At 58.4% G+C, this 23187-nt stretch carries 19 protein-coding genes; 13 read left to right on the plus strand and 6 right to left on the minus strand.

Annotated elements, in window-relative coordinates; genetic code table 11:
• Window positions 1–172: 172 nt before the first annotated feature.
• From TAN611_RS15560 to torA, 3 genes are all read left to right on the plus strand, one after another.
• On the plus strand, window positions 173–595 hold the full coding sequence (locus tag TAN611_RS15560; RefSeq protein ID WP_111736753.1) for an NUDIX hydrolase: 423 nt from the start codon (window positions 173–175) through the stop codon (window positions 593–595).
• Between the two features lie 255 nt (window positions 596–850).
• A complete protein-coding gene (locus TAN611_RS15565; RefSeq protein ID WP_187044398.1) occupies window positions 851–2005 on the plus strand; it encodes a NapC/NirT family cytochrome c in 1155 nt (384 codons plus the stop codon).
• Between the two features lie 13 nt (window positions 2006–2018).
• Entirely contained in the window at window positions 2019–4499 is a 2481-nt protein-coding gene (torA, locus tag TAN611_RS15570) for a trimethylamine-N-oxide reductase TorA (RefSeq protein ID WP_203066707.1), read from the plus strand.
• Between the two features lie 76 nt (window positions 4500–4575).
• On the opposite strand, the gene TAN611_RS15575 is transcribed toward torA, so the two are convergent.
• Complete coding sequence (locus tag TAN611_RS15575; protein ID WP_111736750.1) at window positions 4576–4830, minus strand: YkgJ family cysteine cluster protein; 255 nt, start codon at window positions 4828–4830, stop codon at window positions 4576–4578.
• Window positions 4831–5129: 299 nt separating this feature from the next.
• Here TAN611_RS15575 and mtr point away from each other — a divergent pair, with 299 nt between their 5' ends.
• Window positions 5130–6371, plus strand: coding sequence for a tryptophan permease (gene mtr, locus TAN611_RS15580; protein ID WP_105231856.1), 1242 nt, complete (start codon window positions 5130–5132; stop codon window positions 6369–6371).
• 131 nt (window positions 6372–6502) lie between these two features.
• Window positions 6503–7075 carry an elongation factor P-like protein YeiP gene (gene yeiP / locus TAN611_RS15585; protein WP_105231857.1) on the plus strand — a complete coding sequence of 191 codons (573 nt, stop codon included), beginning with the start codon at window positions 6503–6505 and terminating at the stop codon, window positions 7073–7075.
• A 137-nt stretch (window positions 7076–7212) separates the two neighbouring features.
• Here yeiP and uxuA read toward each other — a convergent pair whose 3' ends face one another.
• Window positions 7213–8406: a mannonate dehydratase gene (gene uxuA / locus TAN611_RS15590; RefSeq protein WP_111736747.1), complete on the minus strand. Its 1194-nt coding sequence runs from the start codon at window positions 8404–8406 to the stop codon at window positions 7213–7215.
• A 331-nt stretch (window positions 8407–8737) separates the two neighbouring features.
• Between uxuA and TAN611_RS15595 the strand changes: the two genes are divergently transcribed.
• Window positions 8738–10216: a mannitol dehydrogenase family protein gene (locus tag TAN611_RS15595; RefSeq protein WP_197949957.1), complete on the plus strand. Its 1479-nt coding sequence runs from the start codon at window positions 8738–8740 to the stop codon at window positions 10214–10216.
• A gap of 45 nt (window positions 10217–10261) precedes the next feature.
• Here TAN611_RS15595 and TAN611_RS15600 read toward each other — a convergent pair whose 3' ends face one another.
• Window positions 10262–10573 (minus strand): type 1 fimbrial protein, encoded by a 312-nt coding sequence (locus tag TAN611_RS15600; protein ID WP_105231860.1) that lies wholly within the window; start codon window positions 10571–10573, stop codon window positions 10262–10264.
• 320 nt (window positions 10574–10893) lie between these two features.
• Between TAN611_RS15600 and TAN611_RS15605 the strand changes: the two genes are divergently transcribed.
• From TAN611_RS15605 to TAN611_RS15630, 6 genes are all read left to right on the plus strand, one after another.
• Window positions 10894–11868, plus strand: a complete 975-nt coding sequence (locus tag TAN611_RS15605) for a GTP-binding protein (RefSeq protein ID WP_105231861.1) — start codon at window positions 10894–10896, stop codon at window positions 11866–11868.
• Window positions 11869–11916: 48 nt separating this feature from the next.
• Window positions 11917–12627 (plus strand): phosphatase PAP2 family protein, encoded by a 711-nt coding sequence (locus tag TAN611_RS15610; protein WP_105231862.1) that lies wholly within the window; start codon window positions 11917–11919, stop codon window positions 12625–12627.
• A 411-nt stretch (window positions 12628–13038) separates the two neighbouring features.
• Window positions 13039–13617 (plus strand): bifunctional murein DD-endopeptidase/murein LD-carboxypeptidase, encoded by a 579-nt coding sequence (mepS, locus tag TAN611_RS15615; RefSeq protein ID WP_105231863.1) that lies wholly within the window; start codon window positions 13039–13041, stop codon window positions 13615–13617.
• Window positions 13618–13798: 181 nt separating this feature from the next.
• Complete coding sequence (locus tag TAN611_RS15620) at window positions 13799–14452, plus strand: TetR family transcriptional regulator (RefSeq protein WP_105231864.1); 654 nt, start codon at window positions 13799–13801, stop codon at window positions 14450–14452.
• Between the two features lie 100 nt (window positions 14453–14552).
• A complete protein-coding gene (locus tag TAN611_RS15625; RefSeq protein WP_105231865.1) occupies window positions 14553–16145 on the plus strand; it encodes a cyclic di-GMP phosphodiesterase in 1593 nt (530 codons plus the stop codon).
• An 84-nt stretch (window positions 16146–16229) separates the two neighbouring features.
• Window positions 16230–18032 carry an extracellular solute-binding protein gene (locus TAN611_RS15630; RefSeq protein WP_203066708.1) on the plus strand — a complete coding sequence of 601 codons (1803 nt, stop codon included), beginning with the start codon at window positions 16230–16232 and terminating at the stop codon, window positions 18030–18032.
• Between the two features lie 158 nt (window positions 18033–18190).
• Here TAN611_RS15630 and TAN611_RS15635 read toward each other — a convergent pair whose 3' ends face one another.
• The 3 genes from TAN611_RS15635 to rsuA form a co-directional block, all read right to left on the minus strand.
• Window positions 18191–18535: a YejG family protein gene (locus tag TAN611_RS15635; RefSeq protein ID WP_105231867.1), complete on the minus strand. Its 345-nt coding sequence runs from the start codon at window positions 18533–18535 to the stop codon at window positions 18191–18193.
• A 648-nt stretch (window positions 18536–19183) separates the two neighbouring features.
• Window positions 19184–20395 carry a Bcr/CflA family multidrug efflux MFS transporter gene (locus TAN611_RS15640; protein WP_105233437.1) on the minus strand — a complete coding sequence of 404 codons (1212 nt, stop codon included), beginning with the start codon at window positions 20393–20395 and terminating at the stop codon, window positions 19184–19186.
• A 33-nt stretch (window positions 20396–20428) separates the two neighbouring features.
• Window positions 20429–21145 (minus strand): 16S rRNA pseudouridine(516) synthase RsuA, encoded by a 717-nt coding sequence (gene rsuA, locus TAN611_RS15645; RefSeq protein ID WP_105231868.1) that lies wholly within the window; start codon window positions 21143–21145, stop codon window positions 20429–20431.
• A gap of 258 nt (window positions 21146–21403) precedes the next feature.
• On the opposite strand from rsuA, the gene TAN611_RS15650 reads away from it, so the two are divergent.
• Window positions 21404–23161 carry a DEAD/DEAH box helicase gene (locus TAN611_RS15650; RefSeq protein WP_105231869.1) on the plus strand — a complete coding sequence of 586 codons (1758 nt, stop codon included), beginning with the start codon at window positions 21404–21406 and terminating at the stop codon, window positions 23159–23161.
• The last annotated feature ends 26 nt before the right edge of the window (window positions 23162–23187 follow it).

Raw genomic sequence — 23187 nt, forward strand, 5'->3', positions numbered from 1 at the left:
GGCCTGATAACGCTGAAACGTTTCAATCAATATGTGAGGCGCACTGGCTGAAAGCAAGCTTTGCCGCGTTTGATATGATAGATTTTTGAGCTTACGCACATTTTTCCCTCGCTCCGCACGCGCGAACGGGCGGAAAAGGCAGATTGCTGAAGTTTAGCTGAAGGAGAAAAGCATGGCGGTGTTAACGGGCATCGGGGTGATTATCGTCAACCCACAGGGGGAAGTCTTGGTGGGCAAACGCTGCGGCAGACACGCGCCCTACTGGTCGATTCCCGGCGGCCATCTGGAGGCCGGCGAAAGCTTCGAACGCTGCGCCCAACGCGAAGTCGCGGAAGAAACCGGGCTGCATATCGCTACACCGCAGTTTGTCGGCGTATGTAATAACCTGCAAACCTGGCGCGAAGAAGGCAAACACACCGTATCCATCTGCCTGGTCACCGCACACCCCGGCGGCGAAGCGGTGCTGAAAGAGCCGGAAAAGTGTGCCGAATGGCGCTGGTGCCGGCCGGAGGCGCTGCCCGAGCCCCACTTTGAAGCCAGCCGCATGGCGATCTACCTCTGGCAGCACCAGCTGGCCTACCACGCCCCACGCTGATCGCCGAACATCACGCTTTGGCAACAAATCCGTGATACCCGCGCCATCTGTTTCGTCACCGTTGTTCACAACAGCGTGATATATCAGCGATATATCGCGCTGCTTTTTCCTGAAAGTGTCACTTTTACCGCTAATAACCCTAATGTGTTAGGTGACTTTAATGATAACCTTTATAATCTCGCGGTTATAACGGCCGAAAGAGCCGGTTTTCAACGCGTTTTTATCGGGCATTTCATCATTATAAGCGGGTTTACTATGAGCAAAAAACTGACGAACAATGAAAAGCGACGCCGGTGGGGATGGTTATGGCTGTTACTGCTTGGCATTGTGCTGGGCGCGGCGCTGCTGGCCGCCACCGCCACCGTGTTCCATAAAACCAGCGACAGCGAATTTTGCGTCTCCTGCCACAGCATGCAGCAGCCCCTGGCGGAATATCAGGGTAGCGTACACTTCCAGAACCCTAAAGGCATCCGCGCCGAATGCGCCGACTGCCACGTGCCACATCAGCCCATCGACTATTTATGGACCAAGATCCGCGCGGTCAAAGATATTTATGGTGAAATGACCGGGGTGATCGATACGCCGGAGAAATACGAGGCGCATAAACTGGCGATGGCGCAGTCGGTCTGGAAGACGTTGAAGGACAATGATTCCGCCACCTGCCGCTCCTGCCACAGCTTTGACGCCATGGACATCACGGCGCAACGCCCGGAAGCGCGTCTGCAGCATCCGGTCGCCATCAAACAGGGCGAAACCTGTATCGACTGCCATAAAGGCGTCGCCCACATTCTGCCCGATATGAGCGGCACCACCCAGGCTGGCGCAGCCGAACTGGCGCAGGCTGCAGCGGCAAGTTCGCCAAGCGCCACCACGCTGTACACCATCGCCACCGAGCCGTTCTTCCTGCAGCCGCAGGATAGCCACAACGCCGGCAACCTGATGCCGTCCACCGAGGTGCACGTGATCAAACAGGACGGCGACAAGGTGCTGGCCCAGGTCGACGGCTGGCAGCAGGACGGCGTCAGCGAGGTATTTTATGCCGCGCAAGGCAAACGCATCCTCAGCGTATTGCTGGGTGAAGAGGCGCGTAAACAGCTGAAAACTAGCGATACCCTGACCGATGCGGAAACCGGCCTGGTTTGGCATCAGGTTTCCCTGCAGGTCTGGCTGCCGCGCAAGCAGCTGATTGATGACCAGCAAAAAATCTGGCGCTACAGCGCGGAGATGATGTCGGCCAACTGCACCGGCTGCCACGGTCTGACCGCCCTTGACCGCTTCAACGCCAACCAGTGGATCGGCGTAATCAAAGGCATGGCGCCGCGTACCTCATTGACGCAGGAACAATTGCGCGTGCTGACCCAGTACGTACAGAAACACGCCAGCGATATGCCACCGGCGGCCAAGTCTTAAGGGAGATACGAAGATGAGCAAATATTTACAACAGCCGTTAACCCTCAGCCGCCGCCGCTTTCTGACCGGTGTCACCGCGCTGGCCGCCGCCCCGCTGCTGGCGGGCCTGTGGCCAAAATCCGCGCTGGCGCAGGCCATCAGTCAGGCTCTGCCGCAGTTTACGGCGCTGCGTCAGGCGCAGAAAGGCATTCTGACCGGCGCCCACTGGGGCGCCTTTGAGGCCATCGTGCAGGATGGCAAAATGGTCGGCGTCCAGCCGGTAAAAGACGACCCTTACCCGAACGAGCTGATCGCCATGGCACCCTATCAGGTGCATGCGGAAAACCGCGTGAAATACCCGATGGTGCGCAAAAGCTGGCTGGAAGGCGGCCCCGGCAGCCGCACCGATCTGCGCGGCCATGACGAGTGGGTGCGCGTCAGCTGGGAGAAGGCGATTGAGCTGGTGTGCGGCGAAATCACCCGCCTGCAAAAAGATCACGGCCCGCAGTCGATCTACGCCGGCTCCTACGGCTGGAAGAGCGTCGGCATGCTGCACAACAGCCGTACGCTGCTGCAGCGGCTGATGAACCTGACCGGCGGCTTCCTCGGCTATGCCGGCGACTATTCTACCGGTGCAGCGCAGGTGATCATGTCGCACGTGGTCGGCTCGATGGAAGTTTACGAGCAGCAGACCGCCTGGCCGAACGTGGTGGAGCACAGCCAGCTGGTGATTCTGTGGGGCTGCAACCCGATGGTGACGCTGAAAAACAGCTGGAACGTGCCGGACCATTACGGCCAGACCGGTTTTGCCGCGCTGAAGCAGAAAGGCACCCGCGTCATCAGTATCGACCCGGTGCACAGCGACAGCGCCAAATTCGTCAATGCGCAGTGGCTCGCCCCGCGTCCCTATACCGACGGCGCGATGTTGCTCGGCATCGCCCACACCCTGCTGACGGAAAAGCTGCATAACGCCGACTTCCTGAACACCTATACCGTTGGCTTTGACAAATTCAGCGCCTACCTGCTGGGCGATGACGACGGCGTCGCTAAAACTGCCGACTGGGCCGCCGATATCTGCGGCGTGGAAGCCGAGGCGCTGCGCCAACTGGCGCGCGATATGGCCGGCCACCGCACCATGATCATGGGCGGCTGGGGCATTCAGCGCCAGCACCACGGCGAACAGCAGCACTGGCTGCTGGTGACCGTGGCGGCAATGCTCGGCCAGATCGGCCTGCCGGGCGGCGGCTTCGGCTTCAGCTATCACTACTCCTCCGGCGGCAGCCCAACGGCCAAAGGCGGCATCGTCGCCGGGATTTCCGCCGGCAACGCCCCGCGCAACTCGCCGACGCCGATTCCGGTGGCGCGCATCGCCGACTGCCTGGCCAATCCGGGCAAAACCATTCAGTTCAACGGCGCAGACGTCACCTATCCGGAAGTGAAGATGGTGTATGTGGCGGGCGGCAACACCTTCCACCAGCATCAGGACACCAACAATCTGATCAAGGCCTGGCAGCGGCCGGACACCATCGTGGTCAACGAACCGTACTGGACCGCCACCGCCAAATATGCCGATATCGTACTGCCGGCCACCACCAGCTATGAGCGCAACGACCTGGAAATGGGCGGCGACTATTCGCAGCTGTATGTGTTCCCGATGCACCAGTGCGTACCGCCGCAGCACGAGGCGCGCAGTGATTTTGATATCTTCGCCGCCATGGCGGCCAAGCTGGGTGTGCAGGAAGCCTTTACCGAAGGCAAAGACGAAACCCAGTGGCTGAAAGGCATGTATGACGATATGAAACAGCAGGCGCGCAACGCCCGCGTCGCCCTGCCGCCGTTCGATATGTTCTGGCAGTCCAACAACTATGTGCGCTTCCCGGTGCCGGAGGCCAACACCCAGTGGGTGCGCTTTGCCGACTACCGGGAAAACCCGCTGCTGAACCCGCTCGGCACGCCGTCCGGCAAGATAGAGATCTACTCCGACGCCATCGCCAAAATGCACTATCAGGACTGCCGCGGCATGCCGAGCTGGATGCCGCCGCACGAATGGTATCGCGGGCCGGAAGCGGAAAAATACCCGCTGTCGCTGAATACCGCGCACCCGGCCAACCGCCTGCATTCGCAGCTCGATAATACGCCGCTGCGCCTGAAACTTGCCGTGGCCGACCGCGAAGCGATCATGATCAACCCGCAGGACGCCAAGGCGCGCGGCATCAGCGAGGGCGATCTGGTGCGCGCCTTTAACGACCGCGGCCAGATCCTGGTCGGCGCGCGGGTCAGCGAAGACGTGCGTCCGGGTGCGGTGCGCATCAGCGAAGGAGCCTGGTTCGATCCGGCCGATCCGTCGCAGCCTGGCTCCCTCTGCAAGAACGGCAACGTCAACTGTCTGACGTTCGATATCGGCACCTCCAGCCTGGCGCAGGGCAACTGCGGCCAGATGGCGCAGCTGGAGATCGAGAAGTATCAGGGAGAACCGCCGAAAAACACCGCGCATGCGGTGCCGGCCGGCGCCTGATGCGGCATTAGAGGGCAGAGAATCACGGGGCGCTGGTGACGGCGCCCCGTTTTTTATCTGCCGCACACTGAACATGTTAAGGGGCGGTGTCCGCCTCCAGGCGGATAAGATAGATCAGCGCCTCATCCCGGCTGTCGGCGCACATCTCGCGGCTGGGCTGCAGACCGGCGCAGACTTTCGGGCGCAATGGCGAGTGGAACAACCCGCAGCGCAGGCGCTCATCCAAATGGATACAAGGAGTATTGGCCGGCTTGCCATCCGGCATGCCCGGTATCGGGCTGGATATGGAAGGCGCGGTACAACAGGCCCCACAATCAATACGGCATTCCATACGCAACTCCCGGTAACGGTAAAGGCGCGACGATACCAGAAGCGCCCCGGCAGCGATACAGCCCCCTGAGTTTTATTGCGCGGATGGCGGCGGCGCGCTGCGTCGGCATCCGGTAACCACTGCGGGCACAATGCGATGTCAGCGCCGCTGACTCGGTTCGGTATGCAAGATAGCGCCAGGTTGCCCGCCAATCATGCACTCTTTATGCGTAATAAGCCCTTTACATGCACCTCACCACCGCGTACCATCACGCTAGTACAAAAGAACCAGCGCGCTAAACGGCCACACCAGGAGCCAGTATGTCTGCGGACAGTATCCAGAAAATTTCCCGCCCCTCAGTACTTGGCGGCGCCATGATCATTGCCGGCACCGCCGTCGGCGCCGGTATGTTCTCCATCCCTATTGTAACTTCCGGCGTATGGTTCAGCGGTTCGGTCGCGCTGCTGATTTATACCTGGGCCTGTATGCTGATTTCCGGCCTGATGATCCTGGAAGCCACGCTGCACTACCCGGCCGGCGCCAGCTTCCATACCGTGGTCAAAGATCTGCTCGGCAACGTCTGGAGCGGTATCAACGGCCTGTCGATCGCCTTCGTGCTGTATATTCTGACCTACGCCTATATTTCCGCCGGCGGCTCGATTATCGCCCATACGCTGGGGAACAGCGTCGGCGCGGGCCAGACCGGCGCCGGCCTGGTGTTTGCCGTGCTGGTGGCGTTTATCGTCTGGCTGTCGACTCGCGCCGTCGACCGGCTCAGCACCATTCTTATCGGCGGCATGGTGATTACCTTCGCGCTGTCGGTCGGCAATATGTTCACTCAGGTGCAGCCGGCGGTGCTGTTCGATCTGCATAACAGCGACGCCAGCTACATGCCGTATGCGCTGGCCGCGCTGCCCTATCTGCTGACATCGTTCGGCTATCACGGCAACGTGCCGGGGCTGGTGAAGTATTACCATAAAGACAGCCGCGCGGTGGTGCGCAGCCTGGTGTACGGCACGCTGCTGGCGCTGGCGATTTACATCCTGTGGCAATATGTGATTCAGGGCAATATCGCGCGCGACGCCTTTAAACAGGTGATCGCCGAAGGCGGCAATATCGGCAGCCTGCTGAAGCAGATGGGCAACAGCAGCAGCCAGACCGTCAGCCAGCTGCTGAACGTGTTCTCCTATATGGCGCTGGCCAGTTCATTCCTCGGCGTATCGCTCGGCCTGTTTGACTATATTGCCGACTTTTTCAAATTCAGCGACGACGGCTGCGGACGGGCCAAAAGCGCGCTGGTGACCTTCGCGCCGCCAACGCTGGCGGCCCTGCTGTTCCCGAACGGTTTCCTGTACGCCATCGGCTTTGCCGGCCTGGCGGCGACGGTGTGGGCGGTGATCGTGCCGGCGCTGATGGCGCGCGCCAGCCGCCGCCGCTTCGCGCAGTCAGACTATCGTGCGCCCGGCGGCCGCGGCATGATTGCCTTTATTATTCTGTTCGGCCTGATTAACGCCGTCGCACACTGTCTGGCGCTGCTGGGCATGCTGCCTGAATTTAAATAACCCTGCCGGCGGGACGGCGCGCCGCCCCGCCTTTTCGCCGTTTTATTTTAGCGCGCGATACTTGCCTGCAAGCCGCGGCGCGAGTAACTTGTCGCAACTTCCCAAGACTCCTCACAAACAGGTTTATTTTTATGGCAAGAGCTAACGAAATTAAACGCGGCATGGCGATCAACCACAACGGTAAATTGCTGCTGGTGAAAGATATCGACGTACAAAGCCCGAGCGCACGCGGTGCCAGCACGCTGTACAAAATGCGCTTCTCCGACGTGCGCACCGGGCTGAAAGTAGAAGAACGCTTCAAAGGCGACGATATCCTCGACACCATCTCGCTGTCGCGCCGTAAGGTGACCTTCTCTTACATCGACGGTGAAGAGTATGTGTTTATGGACGAAGAAGATTACACGCCGTATATCTTCAAAAAAGAGCAGATAGAAGACGAACTGCTGTTTATTCCGGAAGGCGGCCTGCCGGGGATGCAGGTACTGACGCTGGACGGCCAGGTGCTGGCGTTGGAACTGCCGCAGACCGTGGATATGGAAATCGTCGACACCGCGCCGGGCATCAAGGGCGCTTCCGCCAGCGCGCGCAACAAACCGGCGACCATGGCCACCGGCCTGGTGATCCACGTGCCGGAGTATCTGAGCAACGGCGACAAGATCAGAATTCATATCGCCGAGCGGCGCTATATGAGCCGTGCCGACTAAAAACCCTGCGTCTTTCAAGCCGCAGCGTCGTTGGCTACGTCCGCTCACCCCAGTCACTTACTGATGTAAGCTCCCGGGGATTCACGGACTTGCCGCCTGGCTGCGACTTGAAATCCATTGGGTTTTCCCCCGACCTTTTACGGCAAGAGGTCCGGGAAAAAGCGTCGTTTGAGCGCCAACTCCACGCCGCGAATTTCCGCCAGCCCTTTCAGGCGACCAATGGCCGAATAGCCGGGGTTGGTTTTCTTACGCAAATCATCCAACATCTGATGACCATGATCCGGACGCATCGGAATCGGCCGGCGGTCGCCGGCGCGCAGCCGCCGCTGCTCTTCGCTCAGGATCGCCTCAATCACCGCCACCATATCGACATCCCCCTGCAGGTGCGCGCCCTCGTGGAAGGTTTTCGGGTTCTCTTCGCGGCAGGTGGCGCGCAGGTGGGTGAAGTGAATGCGATCGCCGAAGGTTTCAATCATCTTGACCAGATCGTTATCGGCGCGCACGCCGTAAGAGCCGGTACACATGGTGAAGCCGTTATGGAGGCTGTCGACGCACGCTTTCAGCCACTGCATATCCTCAATGGTAGAGACGATGCGCGGCAGGCCGAGGATCGGACGCGGCGGATCGTCCGGGTGCACCGCCAGACGAATGCCCACCTCTTCCGCCACCGGCACGATCGCCTGCAGGAAGACGGCCATATTCTGCCGCAGCTGCGCCTTATCAATACCGTCATACTCGGCCAGACGCGCGCGGAACTGCTCAAGCGTGTAGCCCTCCTCCGCCCCCGGTAAACCGGCGATAATATTACCGGTCAGTTTGGCGATGTCCGCCTCGCTCATCGCGGCGAAATACGCCTGCGCCTGCGTCTGTTCCTCGGCGCTGTAATCCTGTTCCGCGCCGGCGCGCTGCAGAATATGCAGATCGAAGGCGGCGAAAGCGATCTGATCGAAACGCAGCGCCTTGGAGCCGTCCGGCAATTGATACGCCAGATCGGTGCGCGTCCAGTCAAGGATCGGCATAAAGTTGTAGCACACGGTATCGATACCGCAGGCCGCCAGATTACGCAGCGACTGCTGATAGTTGGCAATGTAGCGTGCAGCATCGCCGCGCTGGGTTTTAATATCCTCATGCACCGGGATACTTTCCACCACCGACCAGACCAGCCCCTTCTCCGCCAGCAGTGCCTGACGCGCCTTGATCTCGTCGACCGGCCACACCTCCCCGTTGGCAATATGGTGCAACGCCGTCACCACGCCGCTGGCGCCTGCCTGACGCACATCATCCAGAGAAACCGGGTCATTCGGCCCGTACCAACGCCACGTTTGTTCCATACCGTATCCTTATTGCGCTTGCCGATCGCCGGTGGTGAGGCAGATCGCATATTTTAGAGAATGTTGTTATACCAACTTGCGATAGATGTCATTCATCTTTAACTTACTCTTTCGTAGCCGGCTGTCAAAATGCAAACTTCGTTTGATTGATCCATCTCACGCTTCCCAGTTTATTTGCCATGACAGCGGCGTAATGACTAACTTTGCAGCGGCGGCTATGGCACTCTGGATGCAATGCCGTCCGCACGCAGCCTCACCGATAACGCACGGCCAACTGGTCTGATAGCTTTAGCGCTGCCGGCCAGCCTTTTACTTTGCTACGGAGCTTTGCATGAACACGATCGCCAACCAGCCGCTTCCCGCCGATGTCCAACAGCCGACCTACGACCGCAGCGCCCTGCGCAGCCGCATCGTGCATATCGGCTTCGGCGCATTTCACCGCGCTCATCAGGCATTACTGACCGACCGGGTGCTTAACCGTCAGGGCGGCGACTGGGGGCTGTGTGAAATCAGCCAGTTCAGCGGCGACAAGCTGTTTGAAACGCTGCGCCGGCAGGATCATCGTTATACGGTGCTGGAAAAAGGCGCCGCCGGTAATCAGGCGATCGTCATCGGCGCGGTGCATGAAAGCGTCCACCGTAAACTGGAAGGCGTGGAGGCGGTGCTGGAAAAACTCGCCGAACCGCAGGTGGCGATCGTGTCCATGACCATCACCGAAAAAGGCTACTGCATCGAACCCGGCAGCGGACGACTGGATCTGCAGCATCAGGCGATTCGCGACGATCTGGCCAACCCCGGCCAGCCGAGCAGCGTGCCGGGACTGCTGGTTGAAGCCCTGCGCCTGCGCCGTCAGCGCGGCCTGCCGCCGTTTACCGTATTGTCCTGCGATAATATTCCGGAAAACGGCCGCGTCGTGCGCCATGCGGTGATCGATCTGGCGCAGGCGCGCGATGCCGACCTGGCGGAATGGATCGCGGAGCAGGTCACCTTCCCCAGCACCATGGTCGACCGCATCGTGCCGGCGGCCACGCCGGAAACGCTGGATGAAATTGCAACCGCGCTGGGCGGCGTCCAGGATGAGTGCGCCATCGCCTGCGAGCCATTTATTCAGTGGGTGGTGGAAGACAATTTCGTCGCCGGCCGCCCCGAGTGGGAGGTCGCCGGCGCACAACTGGTGGACGATGTGCTGCCGTTCGAACAGATGAAGCTGCGTATGCTGAACGGCAGCCACTCCTTCCTCGCCTACCTCGGCTATCTTGGCGGGTATCAACATATCAATGACTGTATGACCGACGCCAGCTACCGTCAGGCCGCCCGCCGGCTGATGCTGGCGGAACAGGCGCCGACGCTCAGCGTCAGCGGTATCGATCTCGCCGCCTATGCCGACCAGCTGATCGAACGTTACAGCAACCCGGCGCTGCAGCACCGCACCTGGCAGATCGCCATGGACGGCTCGCAAAAACTGCCACAGCGTATGCTGGATTCCGTGCGCTGGCATCTGGCGCACGGCGGCGATTATACCGGCCTGGCGCTGGGCGTTGCAGGCTGGATGCGCTATGTCGGCGGCATTGACGACGCCGGGCAACCGATAGACATTCGCGACCCGATGCTGAGCACCCTGCAGCAGGTGGTCGGCAGCACGCCGGACGACGAACGCCGGGTACAGGCGCTGCTGGCGTTAAACGCCATTTTCGGCGAGGCCTTGCCGGAGAGCCAGGCATTTGTCGAAGCGGTGACGCAGGCCTATCTGTCGCTGCGCGATCGCGGCGCGCGCCAGACGGTGCAAGCGTGGGTCAGTAAAGGGGAATAAGAACAATCGGCCATGCCGGGCGACTGCTCCCGGCATGGCCGGACGTTAACGATAGTCCACCGTCATCATGGCGAGTTGCTGCTGCTGGTCCACCCAGCGAATTTCTGTAGTGCCTAAATTCCGCGGCAGTTCTTTGCGTGTAGTATCGAAGTTTGGCAGGGTGTGCTGCAGGCTTTGATAGTCGCGCCCGTTACGATAACATTCCGTCCGCGCCGCCGTTGCCGTAATATTCAGCTCGCAAGGGCTTTCCACCACTGCACCAATAAAATGGACGGTGCCGCCGAGCGCACCGACATCGCCGGCCGCCATCCATAAACACAATGCGCCTACGGCAGTGACAAACCTATGGGTATTCATGGCCACCTCATATTTTTATTAAGCCAATTTAAACATAGGAGATATCCTTGGGAATAATCTCAAGAACAGACGTGAACTTTGTCGACTGCTTGCTCAATTAACAGAAGAAAAACAAGCTAATAACAACAAAAAACACACTGACTGTAATGATTTTCCTTAGGAAATTTCTTGTATCGCAAGATGGATTTTGAAACCAGAAAGGCGCATTTTTATCTGCAATATTTGTGATTCAGCACACGTGCCCGGGATGGCCGCCGATAATCCCATCAATAATGTTCAATAATTGTACTGTTAAATAAATTAACATCAGGAATCTATTTATGACGAAAACCAACCTGATCACCGGCTTCCTCGGCAGCGGCAAAACCACCACCATTCGTCATCTGTTGGCGAATAAGCCGGAAAATGAACGCTGGGCGGTATTGGTCAATGAGTTTGGAGAAATCGGAATTGATGGTGCGCTGCTGGCCGATTCCGGCGCCGTGCTGAAAGAGATCCCCGGTGGCTGTATGTGCTGTGTCAACGGGCTGCCGATGCAGGTCGGGCTGAACATGTTGCTGCAGCAGGCTAAACCCGATCGGCTGCTGATTGAACCCACCGGGCTCGGCCACCCGAAGCAGATCCTGTCGTTGCTGACGCAGGAAACCTACGGCGGCTGGATCGATCTGCGCGCCACGGTTTGTCTGCTGGACGCACGCCAGCTACGGGAAACGCGCTACCGCGATAATGAAAACTTCCGCGATCAGCTGGCAGCCGCCGACCTGATTATGGCGAACAAACGCGACGTCTGGCAGGACGCCGATCGCGACGCGCTGCAAAGCTGGCAGGAAAATGCCGCCGCCGGCCGGCCGGTATACCAGATTGAGCGCGGGCAGATGGACGTCGCGCTGCTCGACCTGCCGCGCACCAACCACGCGGAATTACCCGATGGACAACATCACCATGCGCACGCCGCGACGCAGGGGCTGGCCGCATTGCGTCTGCCGTCCAACGCGCGCTGGCGCCGGGCGCTGAACCAGGGGCAAGGCTACACCGCCTGCGGCTGGATTTTTGACGGCGATACCGAGTTTGACACCATTGGCATGATGGAGTGGATCCGACTGGCACCGGTTGACCGCGCCAAAGGCGTAGTGCGCATCGCTGAAGGCACGCTGGTGATCAACCGTCAGGGGCAGGATCTGAGTATTGAAACCCGCCCCGCGCCGCCGCTGGATAGCCGCATTGAGTTGATTCACAGCGAGGATGCCGACTGGAATGCGCTGCAATCGGCTTTGTTTAAGATTCGTTTAGGCTGACGGCTTTACCGTTATTATCGTTTTCTGACTATCGACACAGGTTATTTCATGACGCGCCGTAATCTTCCCCGTATTCTGCTCCTTAATATCCTGGGCATCGCCTTATTTTTGTCCTGGTATTTACCTGCCAACCACGGGCTGTGGTTTAAAATGGATTCGGCCATTTTCTTCTTCTTTAACCAGCACCTGGCCAGCGACCCAACGTTTTTGCACCTGGTCGCCATTACCAATAACCGCGCCTTTGACGGCATTTCACTGATCGCCATGGGGCTGCTGTATCTCCATTTTTATCTGAAACAGGACGCCAGCGGCCGCCGTCGTTTACTGGTGACCGGCGTGGTGATGCTGCTGACTGCGGTAGTGCTGAACCAGTTAGGGCACCTGCTGCCGGTAAAACACCCCAGTCCGACTCTGACCTTTGACAATATCAATCGCGTCAGCGAGCTGACCGGCATCCCGACCAAAGATGCCTCCAGCGACAGTTTTCCCGGCGACCACGGCATGATGCTGATTATTTTCGCCTGCTTTATGCTGCGTTACTTTAGCGTCTGGGCCTTTATGGTCGCCCTGGCGATCGTTGTGGTATTTTCGCTGCCGCGGGTGATGATCGGCGCGCACTGGTTCACCGATATTGCGGTCGGTTCGCTGTCCGTGGTGCTGGTCGGCGCCAGTTGGTGGCTGATGACGCCGGCCAGCGACGCCCTGATTGACGGGTTAAATCGCCTGTTGCCCGGCAAACACCGCCCGGGCCGGTCATAAGTCAACGTTATCTTCCCCCGCAACGCATCCGCTGTGGGGGAAATCCCCCTCAAATCGTCCGCATCTTTGCCCCCGCCTCCGGCCTTATTTCGCCCCGTCGTTACTCGTTAAAATCGCCTGAGCAGGTTTGGTTTTTTTTATCTGAAGTTTTACATTATGTTACATCGCGAACTCACACAAAAAAGTCAGAGAAAAAGGCTCGCAATCCCCTATATCTTCCGGTAATCTCTTTAACGTTTGCGCCCGTTTTATCACTTTTCGGTATTAAAACCGTGAAAAGTGTGCGTTACAGCACATTTTTTTGCCGTTTTCCGATGGCTGATAAACCGGGATGCGGCTCAGCCTCGTTCAGTTTGGCATTTTTCAGGTAGCGACATTCGTCGTTAAGGACTTCAAGGGAATTCGAGAACAATGGTCAAATCTCAACCTTTTCTGAGATACATGTTGCGGTTGGTACCCGCAATGGCGGCAGCGGTCCTGCTCTCCGCATGTAGTTCGACTCACACGGCCAATCCGGATAGCGCGCAAACTGAGATGCGTGCAGTTAATGACAAAGACGGTCTTTTACTGCAAGCCTCTCAGGATGAATTCGAGGCCATGGTGCGTAATGTTGACATCAAGTCAAAAATTCTGGACCAGTATGCCGACTGGAAAGGCGTTCGCTACCGTCTGGGCGGCGAAAGCAAACGCGGCATCGACTGCTCTGCCTTTGTGCAACGCACCTTCCGCGAGCAGTTCGGCATGGATCTGCCGCGCTCGACCTATCAGCAGGAAGATATGGGCAAGAGAGTGCAGCGTAGCAAGCTGCGTCCGGGCGACCTGGTACTGTTCCGTTCCGGTTCCACCGGTCGCCATGTCGGCATCTATCTGGGTAACGATCAGTTCGTTCATGCGTCGACCAGCAATGGCGTGATGATTTCCAAACTGTCCAACGTTTACTGGAACAAGCGCTACCACGAAGCGCGGCGGGTGTTGACCAACAACAGCTGACCTGAAAGAAGTCCTGAATACCAAACTGAACGCTGTAACGCCGCCCTCCGGGCGGCGTTTTTATTCCGGCCGCCGCGGTGAAATTTGCACTTTTGTCCGCCGGATTTTACAGTGGCGGCTGACCTCCCGCGCACGACGCCAGCAATAGCCCGCCGCGACGGCATACTTTACGGAGCCTATTTTGAGTACACCTCGCGAAACATCCGCAAAAAACACCCGCAAAAATGACCCCGAAGGGCTGAAGCAACGTATTTTCGCCAGTGCGCTGGCGGAGTTCTCCGAGGCAGGCCTGAAGGGCGCGCGCCTGGAGCGCATTGCCGAGCAGGCTGACACCACCAAACGCATGGTGGTTTATCACTTCAAGAATAAAGAGTCGCTGTATATCGCCGTGCTGGAATACGCCTATGCGCATATCCGCCAGGATGAGATGGCGCTCAATCTGGCGACGCTGCCGCCGCAGGCCGCCATGCAGCGCCTGATTGAGGCCAACTTCGACTATCACATCGCCCATCCGGCATTTATCCGTCTGGTCAGCCTGGAAAACATGCAGCGCGGTCAGTACGCCCGCCAGTCGGAAAAGTTGAAATTACTCAATATCAGCGCGCTGCAGACGCTGGAGGATATTTTACAGCGGGGTAAACGGTCGGGATTATTCTCCGAAAAAATGAACGCGCGCGATGTGCACCGTATTATCAGCGCCCTGTGTTTTCACCACGCCGCTAACCAATATACGTTCGATACCTTATTTGAAGGCAACCGCACGGCGGAAGAAAAATTGGCCCACTACCGACAAATGACGGTGGAAGTGGTGATGCGTTATTTACAGTGCGAATAAATAAACCGCACGGCGCCCCACTCCTTTGTGCTCAAAGCGGCGCGAATAAGATATAGTAAAAGCAGAACAAATTATTACGCCGTGCTCAGGGGGCTGGCTCATGGGTTTAAAAAAGGCATTTACCCGCCATCTATCACATCGTCGGCGTAGTCTGGTTAAAAGTTGTATGGTGGCTCTGGTCTTTTTTATCCTTTTCAGCTCGGTAACGCTGTCCCTGATCTATCACCAGCGCGCGCAATTTCATCACGAACTGGCACAGCGCACGCAACGGTTCACCATTAATTATTTAAATACCCTGACCGGCGTGATGCGCAATATACTGCCGCTGACCCAGGAAAGTTGTCGGTCGGCGCAGCCGAATATCGGCTATCGCGCCGCTTTTACCCCCGATGTTCGCACTTTTCTGCTGATCAAAAACGGCGTCGCTTATTGTTCATCCGCCACCGGCGATATGAGGCTCGGCCTGAAAGCCATTTCACCGGAAATTAACTGGCATCAGCCGCTGGATATGAAATTGCAGTCAGGCACGCCAATGATCCCGTACCGGCCGGCGGTGATGATCTGGCTGCGTAAACCCGGCAGCAGCGCCGACGGCGTCCTCGCCACGCTGGATATCGATATGCTGCCCTACTTACTCAGTGCCCCCGGCTCCAAAAGATCCGGCGTGGCCGTGATTATGGGCACCCGCGCCTTAACCACCTTCTCTACCGATCTGATCCCGCTGAACCGTTTGCCAGATTATCAGTCCGACCGATTATCCATCCCCGGCTATCCGCTGGCGCTGCTGTTCTATAATCAGAAGCTCACCAGCAACGATATCCGCCTGACGTTGCTTGCCGGGTTGATCCTGTCCCTGTTGATCGGCGTGCTGTGCTATTACGCCATGCTGCTGCGGCAAAGCCCGGAACGCGCGCTGATACGCGGCATAAAGCGCAATGAATTCTTCATTGAATATCAGCCGGTATTCCATACCGCCAGCAATGCCGTTTCCGGTCTGGAGGCGCTACTGCGCTGGCAACACCCGACAGAGGGACGCATCCCGCCGGATCTGTTTATTCCCTATGCCGAAAGCGAAAACCTGATCGTGCCGCTGACGCGCCACCTGTTCAAACTGATTGCCGACGATGCCGCCAGGCTGGCCCAGGCGCTGCCACCGGGCGCCAAACTGGGGATGAATATCGCGCCTTCGCATCTGCGCGCTCCGAGCTTCCATCAGGATGTGCTGGAGCTATTAACCCAGTTGCCGCAGCACGACCTTACGCTGGTATTCGAAATCACCGAGCGCGATATGGTGGAGGAAGACTGCGCACAGCAAGAGTTTGACTGGCTACACCGCCAGGGGATCGAAATCGCGATTGATGATTTCGGCACCGGCCACAGCGCGCTGATCTATCTGCAACGCTTTAGCATGGACTACCTGAAAATCGACCGCGGATTCGTCAATACCATCGGCCGGGAGACCGTCACCGCACCGGTGTTGGATGCGGTGTTGGCGCTGGCGGATAAACTGAAGATGCGTACGGTGGCCGAAGGGGTGGAAACCACCGAACAGGTTCGTTTCCTGCAGCAGCGCGGAGTGAGTTTCATGCAGGGATACTACTTTAGCAAGCCGTTGAAAATAGATGATTTTGTTGATTTTTGTCAAACAAACTCGGTCTATAATAGCCTGACCGGCGAAACCACCGGTCCCTGAGTTTTTTACGCCCAGCGCCTCAGCCGCCGGTAAGACGCGGATACGCCGGGTACCCAATGGATACAGCAGGAGCCTACCGTAAAAATGTCCATGCGCGTTTTTGCTGCTCTGGTGCTTTCAGCCCTGAGTTTAGGTGTACACGCCGAACAGCTTAATGAGAGCTACGCTTTCGCGCTGCTCGGCGATCCCAAATACTCAAACGATTTCAGCCACTACGACTACGTCAATCCGGCGGCGCCCAAGGGCGGCGATATCCGGTTGGCGGCCATCGGCGGCTATGACAGCTTCAACCGCTACGCCAGCCGCGGCGTACCGGGTCAACGCACCGGCGAGCTGTACGATCCGCTGTTCGCCACCTCGGATGACGAACCGGGGAGCTACTACCCGCTGATTGCCGAATCGGCGCGTTATCCGCAGGATATGCGCTGGATGGAGCTGAATATCAACGCCCTTGCCCGTTTTCAGGACGGCAGCCCGATTACCGCCGCCGACGTGGCGTTCAGCTTCAATAAGTTTATGACTGAAGGCGTGCCGCAGTTCCGGGCTTATTACCGGGGCATTACCGTCAAAGCGATCTCCCGCCTGACGGTGCGCATTGAACAGTCCAGACCGGATCGCGTGCAGATGCTCAGCCTGCTCGGCCTGAAAGTGCTGCCGCAGAGCTTCTGGCAAAACCATAAGCTCAGCGAACCGCTCAGCACGCCGCCGCTCGGCAGCGGGCCGTATAAAATCAGCGACTATCGGCTCGGCCAATCCATCACCTATCAGCGCGTGCGTAATTACTGGGCCGCAGGTCTGCCGGTCAACCGTGGCCGTTTCAATTTCGATACTATCCGCTACGAGTACTACCCGGACGAGCAGGCGGCGCTGGAGGCCTTTAAGGCCGGTGCCTATGATTTCCGCAGTGAAAGTTCGCCCAAAAGCTGGGCCAGCCAGTATCAGGGCGACAATTTCACCCGCGGCTATATCGTCAAACGCGACGACGTCAGTCAGGCGGCGCAAAACGCACGCTGGCTGGCGTTCAATATTCAGCGGCCGCCCTTTAACGACCGTCGGGTGCGTGAAGCCATTACGCTGGCCTTCGACTTCGAGTGGATGAATAAAACCCTCTACAACAATGCCTACCAACGCGCCGACAGCTATTTTCAGAACACGCCTTATGCGGCCAAAGGCTACCCGAACGCCGAAGAACTGGCGCTGCTGGCGCCGCTGAAGGGCAAAGTGCCGCCGGAAGTGTTTACCGGTATTTATCAGCCTCCGCGCTCGGACGGCAGCGGCAACGAGCGGCAAAACCTGCTTAAAGCGGCCCAGCTGTTGAAAGAGGCCGGCTGGGAACCCGGCGACCAGCGGCTGGTTAATGCCCAAGGTCAACCGCTGACCTTTGAACTGCTGCTGCCAGACAACAGCACATTCCAGTATGTACAGCCGTTCCAGCGCAACCTGCAGCGGCTGGGCATCAGTATGAAGCTGCGCAACGTCAGTGCAACCCAGTACGCCCAGCGCCTGCGCAAGCGCGATTACGATATGGTTGCGATAGTCTATCCGGCCATGCCGTATCCCAACGCCGATTTACCGTTTTATTGGAGCAGCGGCAGGCTTGATGCCGGCCATAACGCCTCCGGCGTCAGCGATCCGGCGGTCGATACACTGATCGCGCAGATCGTTAAAAACCAAAATAACGCGAAAGCGCTGCTGCCGCTCGGTCGCGCGCTGGATCGGGTGCTGACCTGGAACCATTATATGCTGCCGATGTGGTACTCCAGCCACGTTCGCTACGCCTTCTGGGATAAGTTTTCCTCCCCGGCGATCCGCCCTGCCAACGCTATCGGTCTTGATGACTGGTGGTTCGACGTAAATAAAGCCGCGCGTTTACCGGCGCAGCGGTAAGGCCCGGGCCAACGCTGACTTGGGGCGTCCTGACGGGCGTTCCTGCACATGGCAGGCGCGTTAAACGCATGCCGGTGCAAAACAGGTGCGGTGCAGGGGAACGGAATCAGTCTGCCGCAGCCAGTATGCGGCAACGGCTGTGGAGAAAGTCAGCGGGGTCAGAAAGGATATTGCGCGCTCATCGGTTCGGCGATCGCCGCACCGACATTTTTCAGGCGACAGATGGTGGCGCTCTCGTCCCGGCTGTGAACGAACAGACAAGGCTCCCCTTCCCATTCCACCACGGCGCAGTCGACCTGAATTTCCTGCAGGGAAAGTTTAAGCTGTTGCATCACGCGCCAGGCTTCATTGCCATCGTGACTGAGCAGTTTCAGGCCAATCAGGTTGTTATCTTCGTCGATACCGTTCAACGGCAGCGGCTCAACCTTAACGCCGGTGAACCCCGATAGCCAACGGTAACTTTGCGGCAAGCGATGCACTACCGAAAGTTGGATACTGTCCACATGAAATCCCTAGTTTGAAAAGTTGAAACATTTTTTTTACATCACCGGGTAACTAAGTTATAGCCGCTCAATACTGACTCTGCTGCGAATTGCCCGCTTTCATCAGTATATTATGTCACAAACTATTAACAGAAACCGGCACTTGCTGATTTGTCGCTGTTTTTACCCTTGACGGGCGTGCCTCTTGGCTTATTTTGCGACTCAGCTCGCATTTTTGCGTTATATGTAACCCTTTCCGCTCACAATCTCAACTCTTTTTTATTGCATTGCGATTACCTTTATATCGCCATAATTTTACATGCATTAAACATTTTTTCATCTCCGCGCTACGCCGACTCCTAGCTAACCTTTTGATTAACAAACCAACAAAAAACAAACTGCCTCTTCGCCACCGCCGTATTCCCAGCGATTTATCACGTCAGAATCGTGGCCGGATAGACAGCCAGTTTTAACAACAGGTCGCGCCGCGCCACCCGCCCAACAAGTTAGCAAGCTTATATTTAGCAACAAATTAAACGTTGCTTGCTGAGGGAGATCATGATGATGCGTAAAAATGGCGCCGGCAGGACGATAAGCCGAAGCGGCATATTGGTGGGGTGCGTGGTGCGGCGGCAATAGCGGGAACCGGGATGGCGGTTCCCGCTTATTTTATCCGCGAGAGGAGGATGCCGCGCCAGCGCGAGGCCGGCTGGCATAGAGATACAGCAACATGGCGATGATGCTGCACAGCGCCATTGACGACACCATCGGCCAGGCGCTTTTACCCGGCAGCAGTGATAACAGCGCGCCGACCAGCGCACCGATGCTAAAGCGCAGCGTACCGGCCAGCGAAGAAGCGGTGCCTGCCATGTGCGGAAAATCGTCAAGAATCACCGCCATCGCATTGGAAGAGATCATCGCGATACAGCCCAGATAGACCGCCACACCAATCACCAGCGCCCAGAACCCCAGGCCGGCCGCGCTGACTATCAGCAGCCACAGCCCCATGGTCAGTTGTACGCTCAGCCCCAGCCGGAACATCTTCACCGCGCCGACGCGCCGCACATTACGGCTGTTCACCAAGGTGGTCAGGAACAGAAACACGATATTCAGCGCAAAGTAGTAGCCAAAATGCTGCGGTGATACGTGGTTCAGCTCGATATACACAAACGGGCCGGCGCTGAGGAACGAAAACATGCCGGCAAAGGAGAACGCGCTGGCCAGCATATAGCTCAGCACCCGCCGATGGCGGAACAGCGACGCGAAATTCCCCAGCGTGGTGCGCAGGTGAAACTTTTGCCGCCGCTCTCTGGGCAAGGTTTCTTTGATAAACAGCGCCACCAGCAGCGAGCCAATCAGCGCCGCGGCGCCCATGGTCCAGAAAATCGCGTGCCAGTTGAACCACAGCAGCAGCGCCCCGCCGATCATCGGCGCCAGCAGCGGCGCGATGGTCATCACCAGGATCACGAAGGACATCATGCGCGAGAATTCATCCTTGGTGAACATATCGCGCATCAGGGCGTTGATCACCACGCTGGCCGCCGCCGCCGACAGCCCGTGCAAAAAGCGCAGGTTAATCAGCTGCTCCACCGACTGCGCCATCGCGCAGGCGCAGCCGGCCAGGGCAAAAATCAGCGTTCCCCACAGAATCACCGGCTTACGCCCGATGCTGTCCGACATCGGCCCGTAGAACAGCTGGCCGACGGCAAAGCCGAGCATATAGGCGCTGAGCGTCATCTGCACGCTGCCGGATGCAACGCCGAACTCCTGGGCGATCACCGGCATGCTGGGCAAATACATATCGATGGCCAGCGGCATCAACATGGAAAGCAGACCCAGAATAAAAATCAAACCGAGATGAGATGTCCGGTTATGTTGCACCTTCAACGACTCCTTAGTCAGCCGCGCTTATCATTAGTTTTGCTGCAAGTGTGGCGCGCCCACGCTGGCAATCTCTTCTTCCGTCAGCGGGCGGTATTCGCCCGGTTCCAGATCCTCATCCAGCGTAATCGCGCCGATCCGCTCGCGATGCAGCTCCACCACCCGGTTGCCCACGGCGGCAAACATGCGTTTGACCTGATGATAGCGCCCTTCGCTGATGGTCAGCCGCACCAGACATTCTTCCAGCTGTTCCAGCTGCGCCGGGCGGGTCAGATCTTTTTCATTATGCAGTTGCACCCCTTCTGCGAAGCGCTGTGCGGTGTCCGCCGCCAGCGGCTGCTCCAGCGTCACCAGATAGGTTTTCTCGCAATGGTGACGCGGCGAGGTGATGCGGTGCGACCACTGGCCGTCATCGGTCATCAGCACCAGCCCGGTGGTATCAATATCCAATCGTCCTGCGGCATGCAGTTTGTAGGCGACCGGCTCGTCGAGGAAATACAGCACCGTCGGATGGTCCGGATCGTCGGTGGAACACACGTAGCCCTGCGGTTTGTTAAGCATGAAATAGCGCGGGCCGTTCATTTGCTCCAGCACGTTGCCGTCAAACGTCACCGTCATCTCCGGGGTCAGCTTCAGCGCCCCGCTTTTTACTACTTCGCCGTCAACCGTGACGCGTTTCGCACGGAGTTCACGCGCCACCAGCGCACGGCTGATACCTAACTGCTGAGATAAAAACTTGTCCAGTCGCATTGAGTCTGCTTTGCCTGTCGTTGTCAGATCGCTTCGATCGTATTGCTAAAAAATATGACGTCCCGCCCTTGCACCAGGTGCAATAGCCGGTTCGAAGAGGGTGAATCAGTAACATCGCGTGGGGAAACAGCGATTGCTGTCCGCTGATTATAGCCACGGAAAGGTTGCCGTAACAGGGCAATTTTGTTGCAGGTCGCAACCCATGCCGGCAAACGGTACTATAAGCGCAATCTTTTTTGCGGCCAGAGACGTTATAACATGGCATTTACCCTACGCCCCTATCAGCTGGAAGCGGTCAACGCCACCATCAGCCACTTCCGCCAACGCCCGGAGCCGGCGCTGATTGTCCTGCCTACCGGCGCCGGCAAAAGCCTGGTGATCGCCGAGCTGGCGAAGCGGGCGCGCGGCCGGGTGCTGGTACTGGCGCACGTCAAAGAGCTGGTGGCGCAGAACCACGCCAAATACTGCGCTTACGGGCTGGAGGCGGATATCTTCGCCGCCGGGCTGCAGCAAAAGCAGAGCGACGGCAAGGTGGTGTTCGGCAGCGTACAGTCCGTCGCACGCAACCTGCCGCTGTTTGACGGTGCGTTTTCCCTGCTGATTATCGACGAGTGTCACCGCATCAGCGACAACGACGACAGCCAGTATCAACAGATCATCACGCATCTGCAGCAGCGTAACCCGCAGCTGCGCCTGTTGGGGCTGACCGCAACGCCCTACCGGCTGGGCAAAGGCTGGATTTATCAATACCACTACCACGGCTTTACCCGCGGCGATGGCAGCAGCCTGTTCCGTGACTGTATTTACGAGCTGCCGCTGCGCTACATGATCAAGAACGGCTATCTGGTGCCGCCGGAGCGGCTCGATATGCCGATTGTGCAGTATGACTTCAGCCGGCTGCAGGCCAACAGCAGCGGTTTGTTCAGCGAGGCGGACCTGAACCGCGAGCTGAAGCGTCAGGATCGTATTACGCCGCACATTATCAGCCAGATCGTGGAATATGCCGAAACGCGCAAAGGGGTGATGATTTTTGCCTCCACCGTTGAACACGCGCGTGAAATCCACGGCCTGCTGCCGCCGGGCGAAGCAGCGCTGGTCAGTGCGGAAACGCCGCCGGCGGAGCGCGACGCGCTGATCGAGGCGTTCAAACAGCAGCAGCTGCGCTATCTGGTTAACGTCGCGGTGCTGACCACCGGCTTTGACGCGCCGCACGTGGATTTGATCGCCATTTTGCGCCCGACCGAATCCGTCAGCCTGTACCAGCAGATCGTCGGCCGCGGCCTGCGGCTGGCACCGGGCAAGGAAGATTGTCTGATCCTCGATTACGCCGGCAACCCGCACGATCTGTTCACCCCGGAGGTGGGCGTACGCAAGCCGCACGGCGACAGCCAGCCGGTGCAAGTCTTTTGCCCCGGCTGCGGCTTCGCCAACCTGTTCTGGGGCAAATGCACCGAAAGCGGCGAGATTATCGAACACTACGGCCGCCGCTGTCAGGGCTGGCTGGAGGATGATGACGGCAACCGCGAGCAGTGCGACTACCGCTTCCGCTTTAAAAGCTGCCCGCACTGCGGCGCGGAAAATGATATCGCCGCCCGCCGCTGCCATCAGTGCCAGGAGGTACTGGTGGATCCTGACGATATGCTCAAGGCCGCGCTCAAGCTGAAAGACGCGCTGGTGCTGCGCTGCGGCGGCATGGAGCTAAGCAGCGGCCGCGATGATAAGGGCGAATGGCTGAAAGCCATCTACTACGATGAGGACGGCGCCAGCGCCAGCGAACGCTTCAGGCTGCAGACGCCGGCGCAGCGCAAAGCCTTTGAGATGCTGTTTCTGCGGCCGCACCAGCGGGCGCCCGGCGTGCCGTTCAACTGGCAGCAGGCGGCCGACGTGCTTAATCAGCAGGCGCTGCTGCGCCACCCCGACTTTGTGGTGGCGCGCAAACGCGGCCAGTTCTGGCAAATCCGGGAAAAAGTGTTTGATTATCAAGGCCGCTTCCGCCGCGCCGACGCCCTGTACTGATGCGCGCCCTGCCCGCCGCCGCGGGC

Source organism: Serratia sp. Tan611, assembly GCF_905188235.1.
GTDB classification, from domain to species: Bacteria; Pseudomonadota; Gammaproteobacteria; order Enterobacterales; family Enterobacteriaceae; genus Serratia_B; species Serratia_B rhizosphaerae.

Excerpts from the sequence above, each read along its gene's own strand:
- yeiP (WP_105231857.1), top strand. The coding sequence starts at position 6,503 with ATGGCAAGAGCTAACGAAATTAAACGCGGCATGGCGATCAACCACAAC.
- torA (WP_203066707.1), top strand. The coding sequence starts at position 2,019 with ATGAGCAAATATTTACAACAGCCGTTAACCCTCAGCCGCCGCCGCTTT.
- TAN611_RS15560 (WP_111736753.1), top strand. The coding sequence starts at position 173 with ATGGCGGTGTTAACGGGCATCGGGGTGATTATCGTCAACCCACAGGGG.
- TAN611_RS15595 (WP_197949957.1), top strand. The coding sequence starts at position 8,738 with ATGAACACGATCGCCAACCAGCCGCTTCCCGCCGATGTCCAACAGCCG.
- mepS (WP_105231863.1), top strand. The coding sequence starts at position 13,039 with ATGGTCAAATCTCAACCTTTTCTGAGATACATGTTGCGGTTGGTACCC.
- TAN611_RS15625 (WP_105231865.1), top strand. The coding sequence starts at position 14,553 with ATGGGTTTAAAAAAGGCATTTACCCGCCATCTATCACATCGTCGGCGT.
- rsuA (WP_105231868.1), bottom strand. The coding sequence starts at position 21,145 with ATGCGACTGGACAAGTTTTTATCTCAGCAGTTAGGTATCAGCCGTGCG.
- TAN611_RS15605 (WP_105231861.1), top strand. The coding sequence starts at position 10,894 with ATGACGAAAACCAACCTGATCACCGGCTTCCTCGGCAGCGGCAAAACC.
- TAN611_RS15565 (WP_187044398.1), top strand. The coding sequence starts at position 851 with ATGAGCAAAAAACTGACGAACAATGAAAAGCGACGCCGGTGGGGATGG.
- mtr (WP_105231856.1), top strand. The coding sequence starts at position 5,130 with ATGTCTGCGGACAGTATCCAGAAAATTTCCCGCCCCTCAGTACTTGGC.
- TAN611_RS15600 (WP_105231860.1), bottom strand. The coding sequence starts at position 10,573 with ATGAATACCCATAGGTTTGTCACTGCCGTAGGCGCATTGTGTTTATGG.
- TAN611_RS15575 (WP_111736750.1), bottom strand. The coding sequence starts at position 4,830 with ATGGAATGCCGTATTGATTGTGGGGCCTGTTGTACCGCGCCTTCCATA.
- uxuA (WP_111736747.1), bottom strand. The coding sequence starts at position 8,406 with ATGGAACAAACGTGGCGTTGGTACGGGCCGAATGACCCGGTTTCTCTG.
- TAN611_RS15630 (WP_203066708.1), top strand. The coding sequence starts at position 16,230 with ATGTCCATGCGCGTTTTTGCTGCTCTGGTGCTTTCAGCCCTGAGTTTA.
- TAN611_RS15650 (WP_105231869.1), top strand. The coding sequence starts at position 21,404 with ATGGCATTTACCCTACGCCCCTATCAGCTGGAAGCGGTCAACGCCACC.
- TAN611_RS15610 (WP_105231862.1), top strand. The coding sequence starts at position 11,917 with ATGACGCGCCGTAATCTTCCCCGTATTCTGCTCCTTAATATCCTGGGC.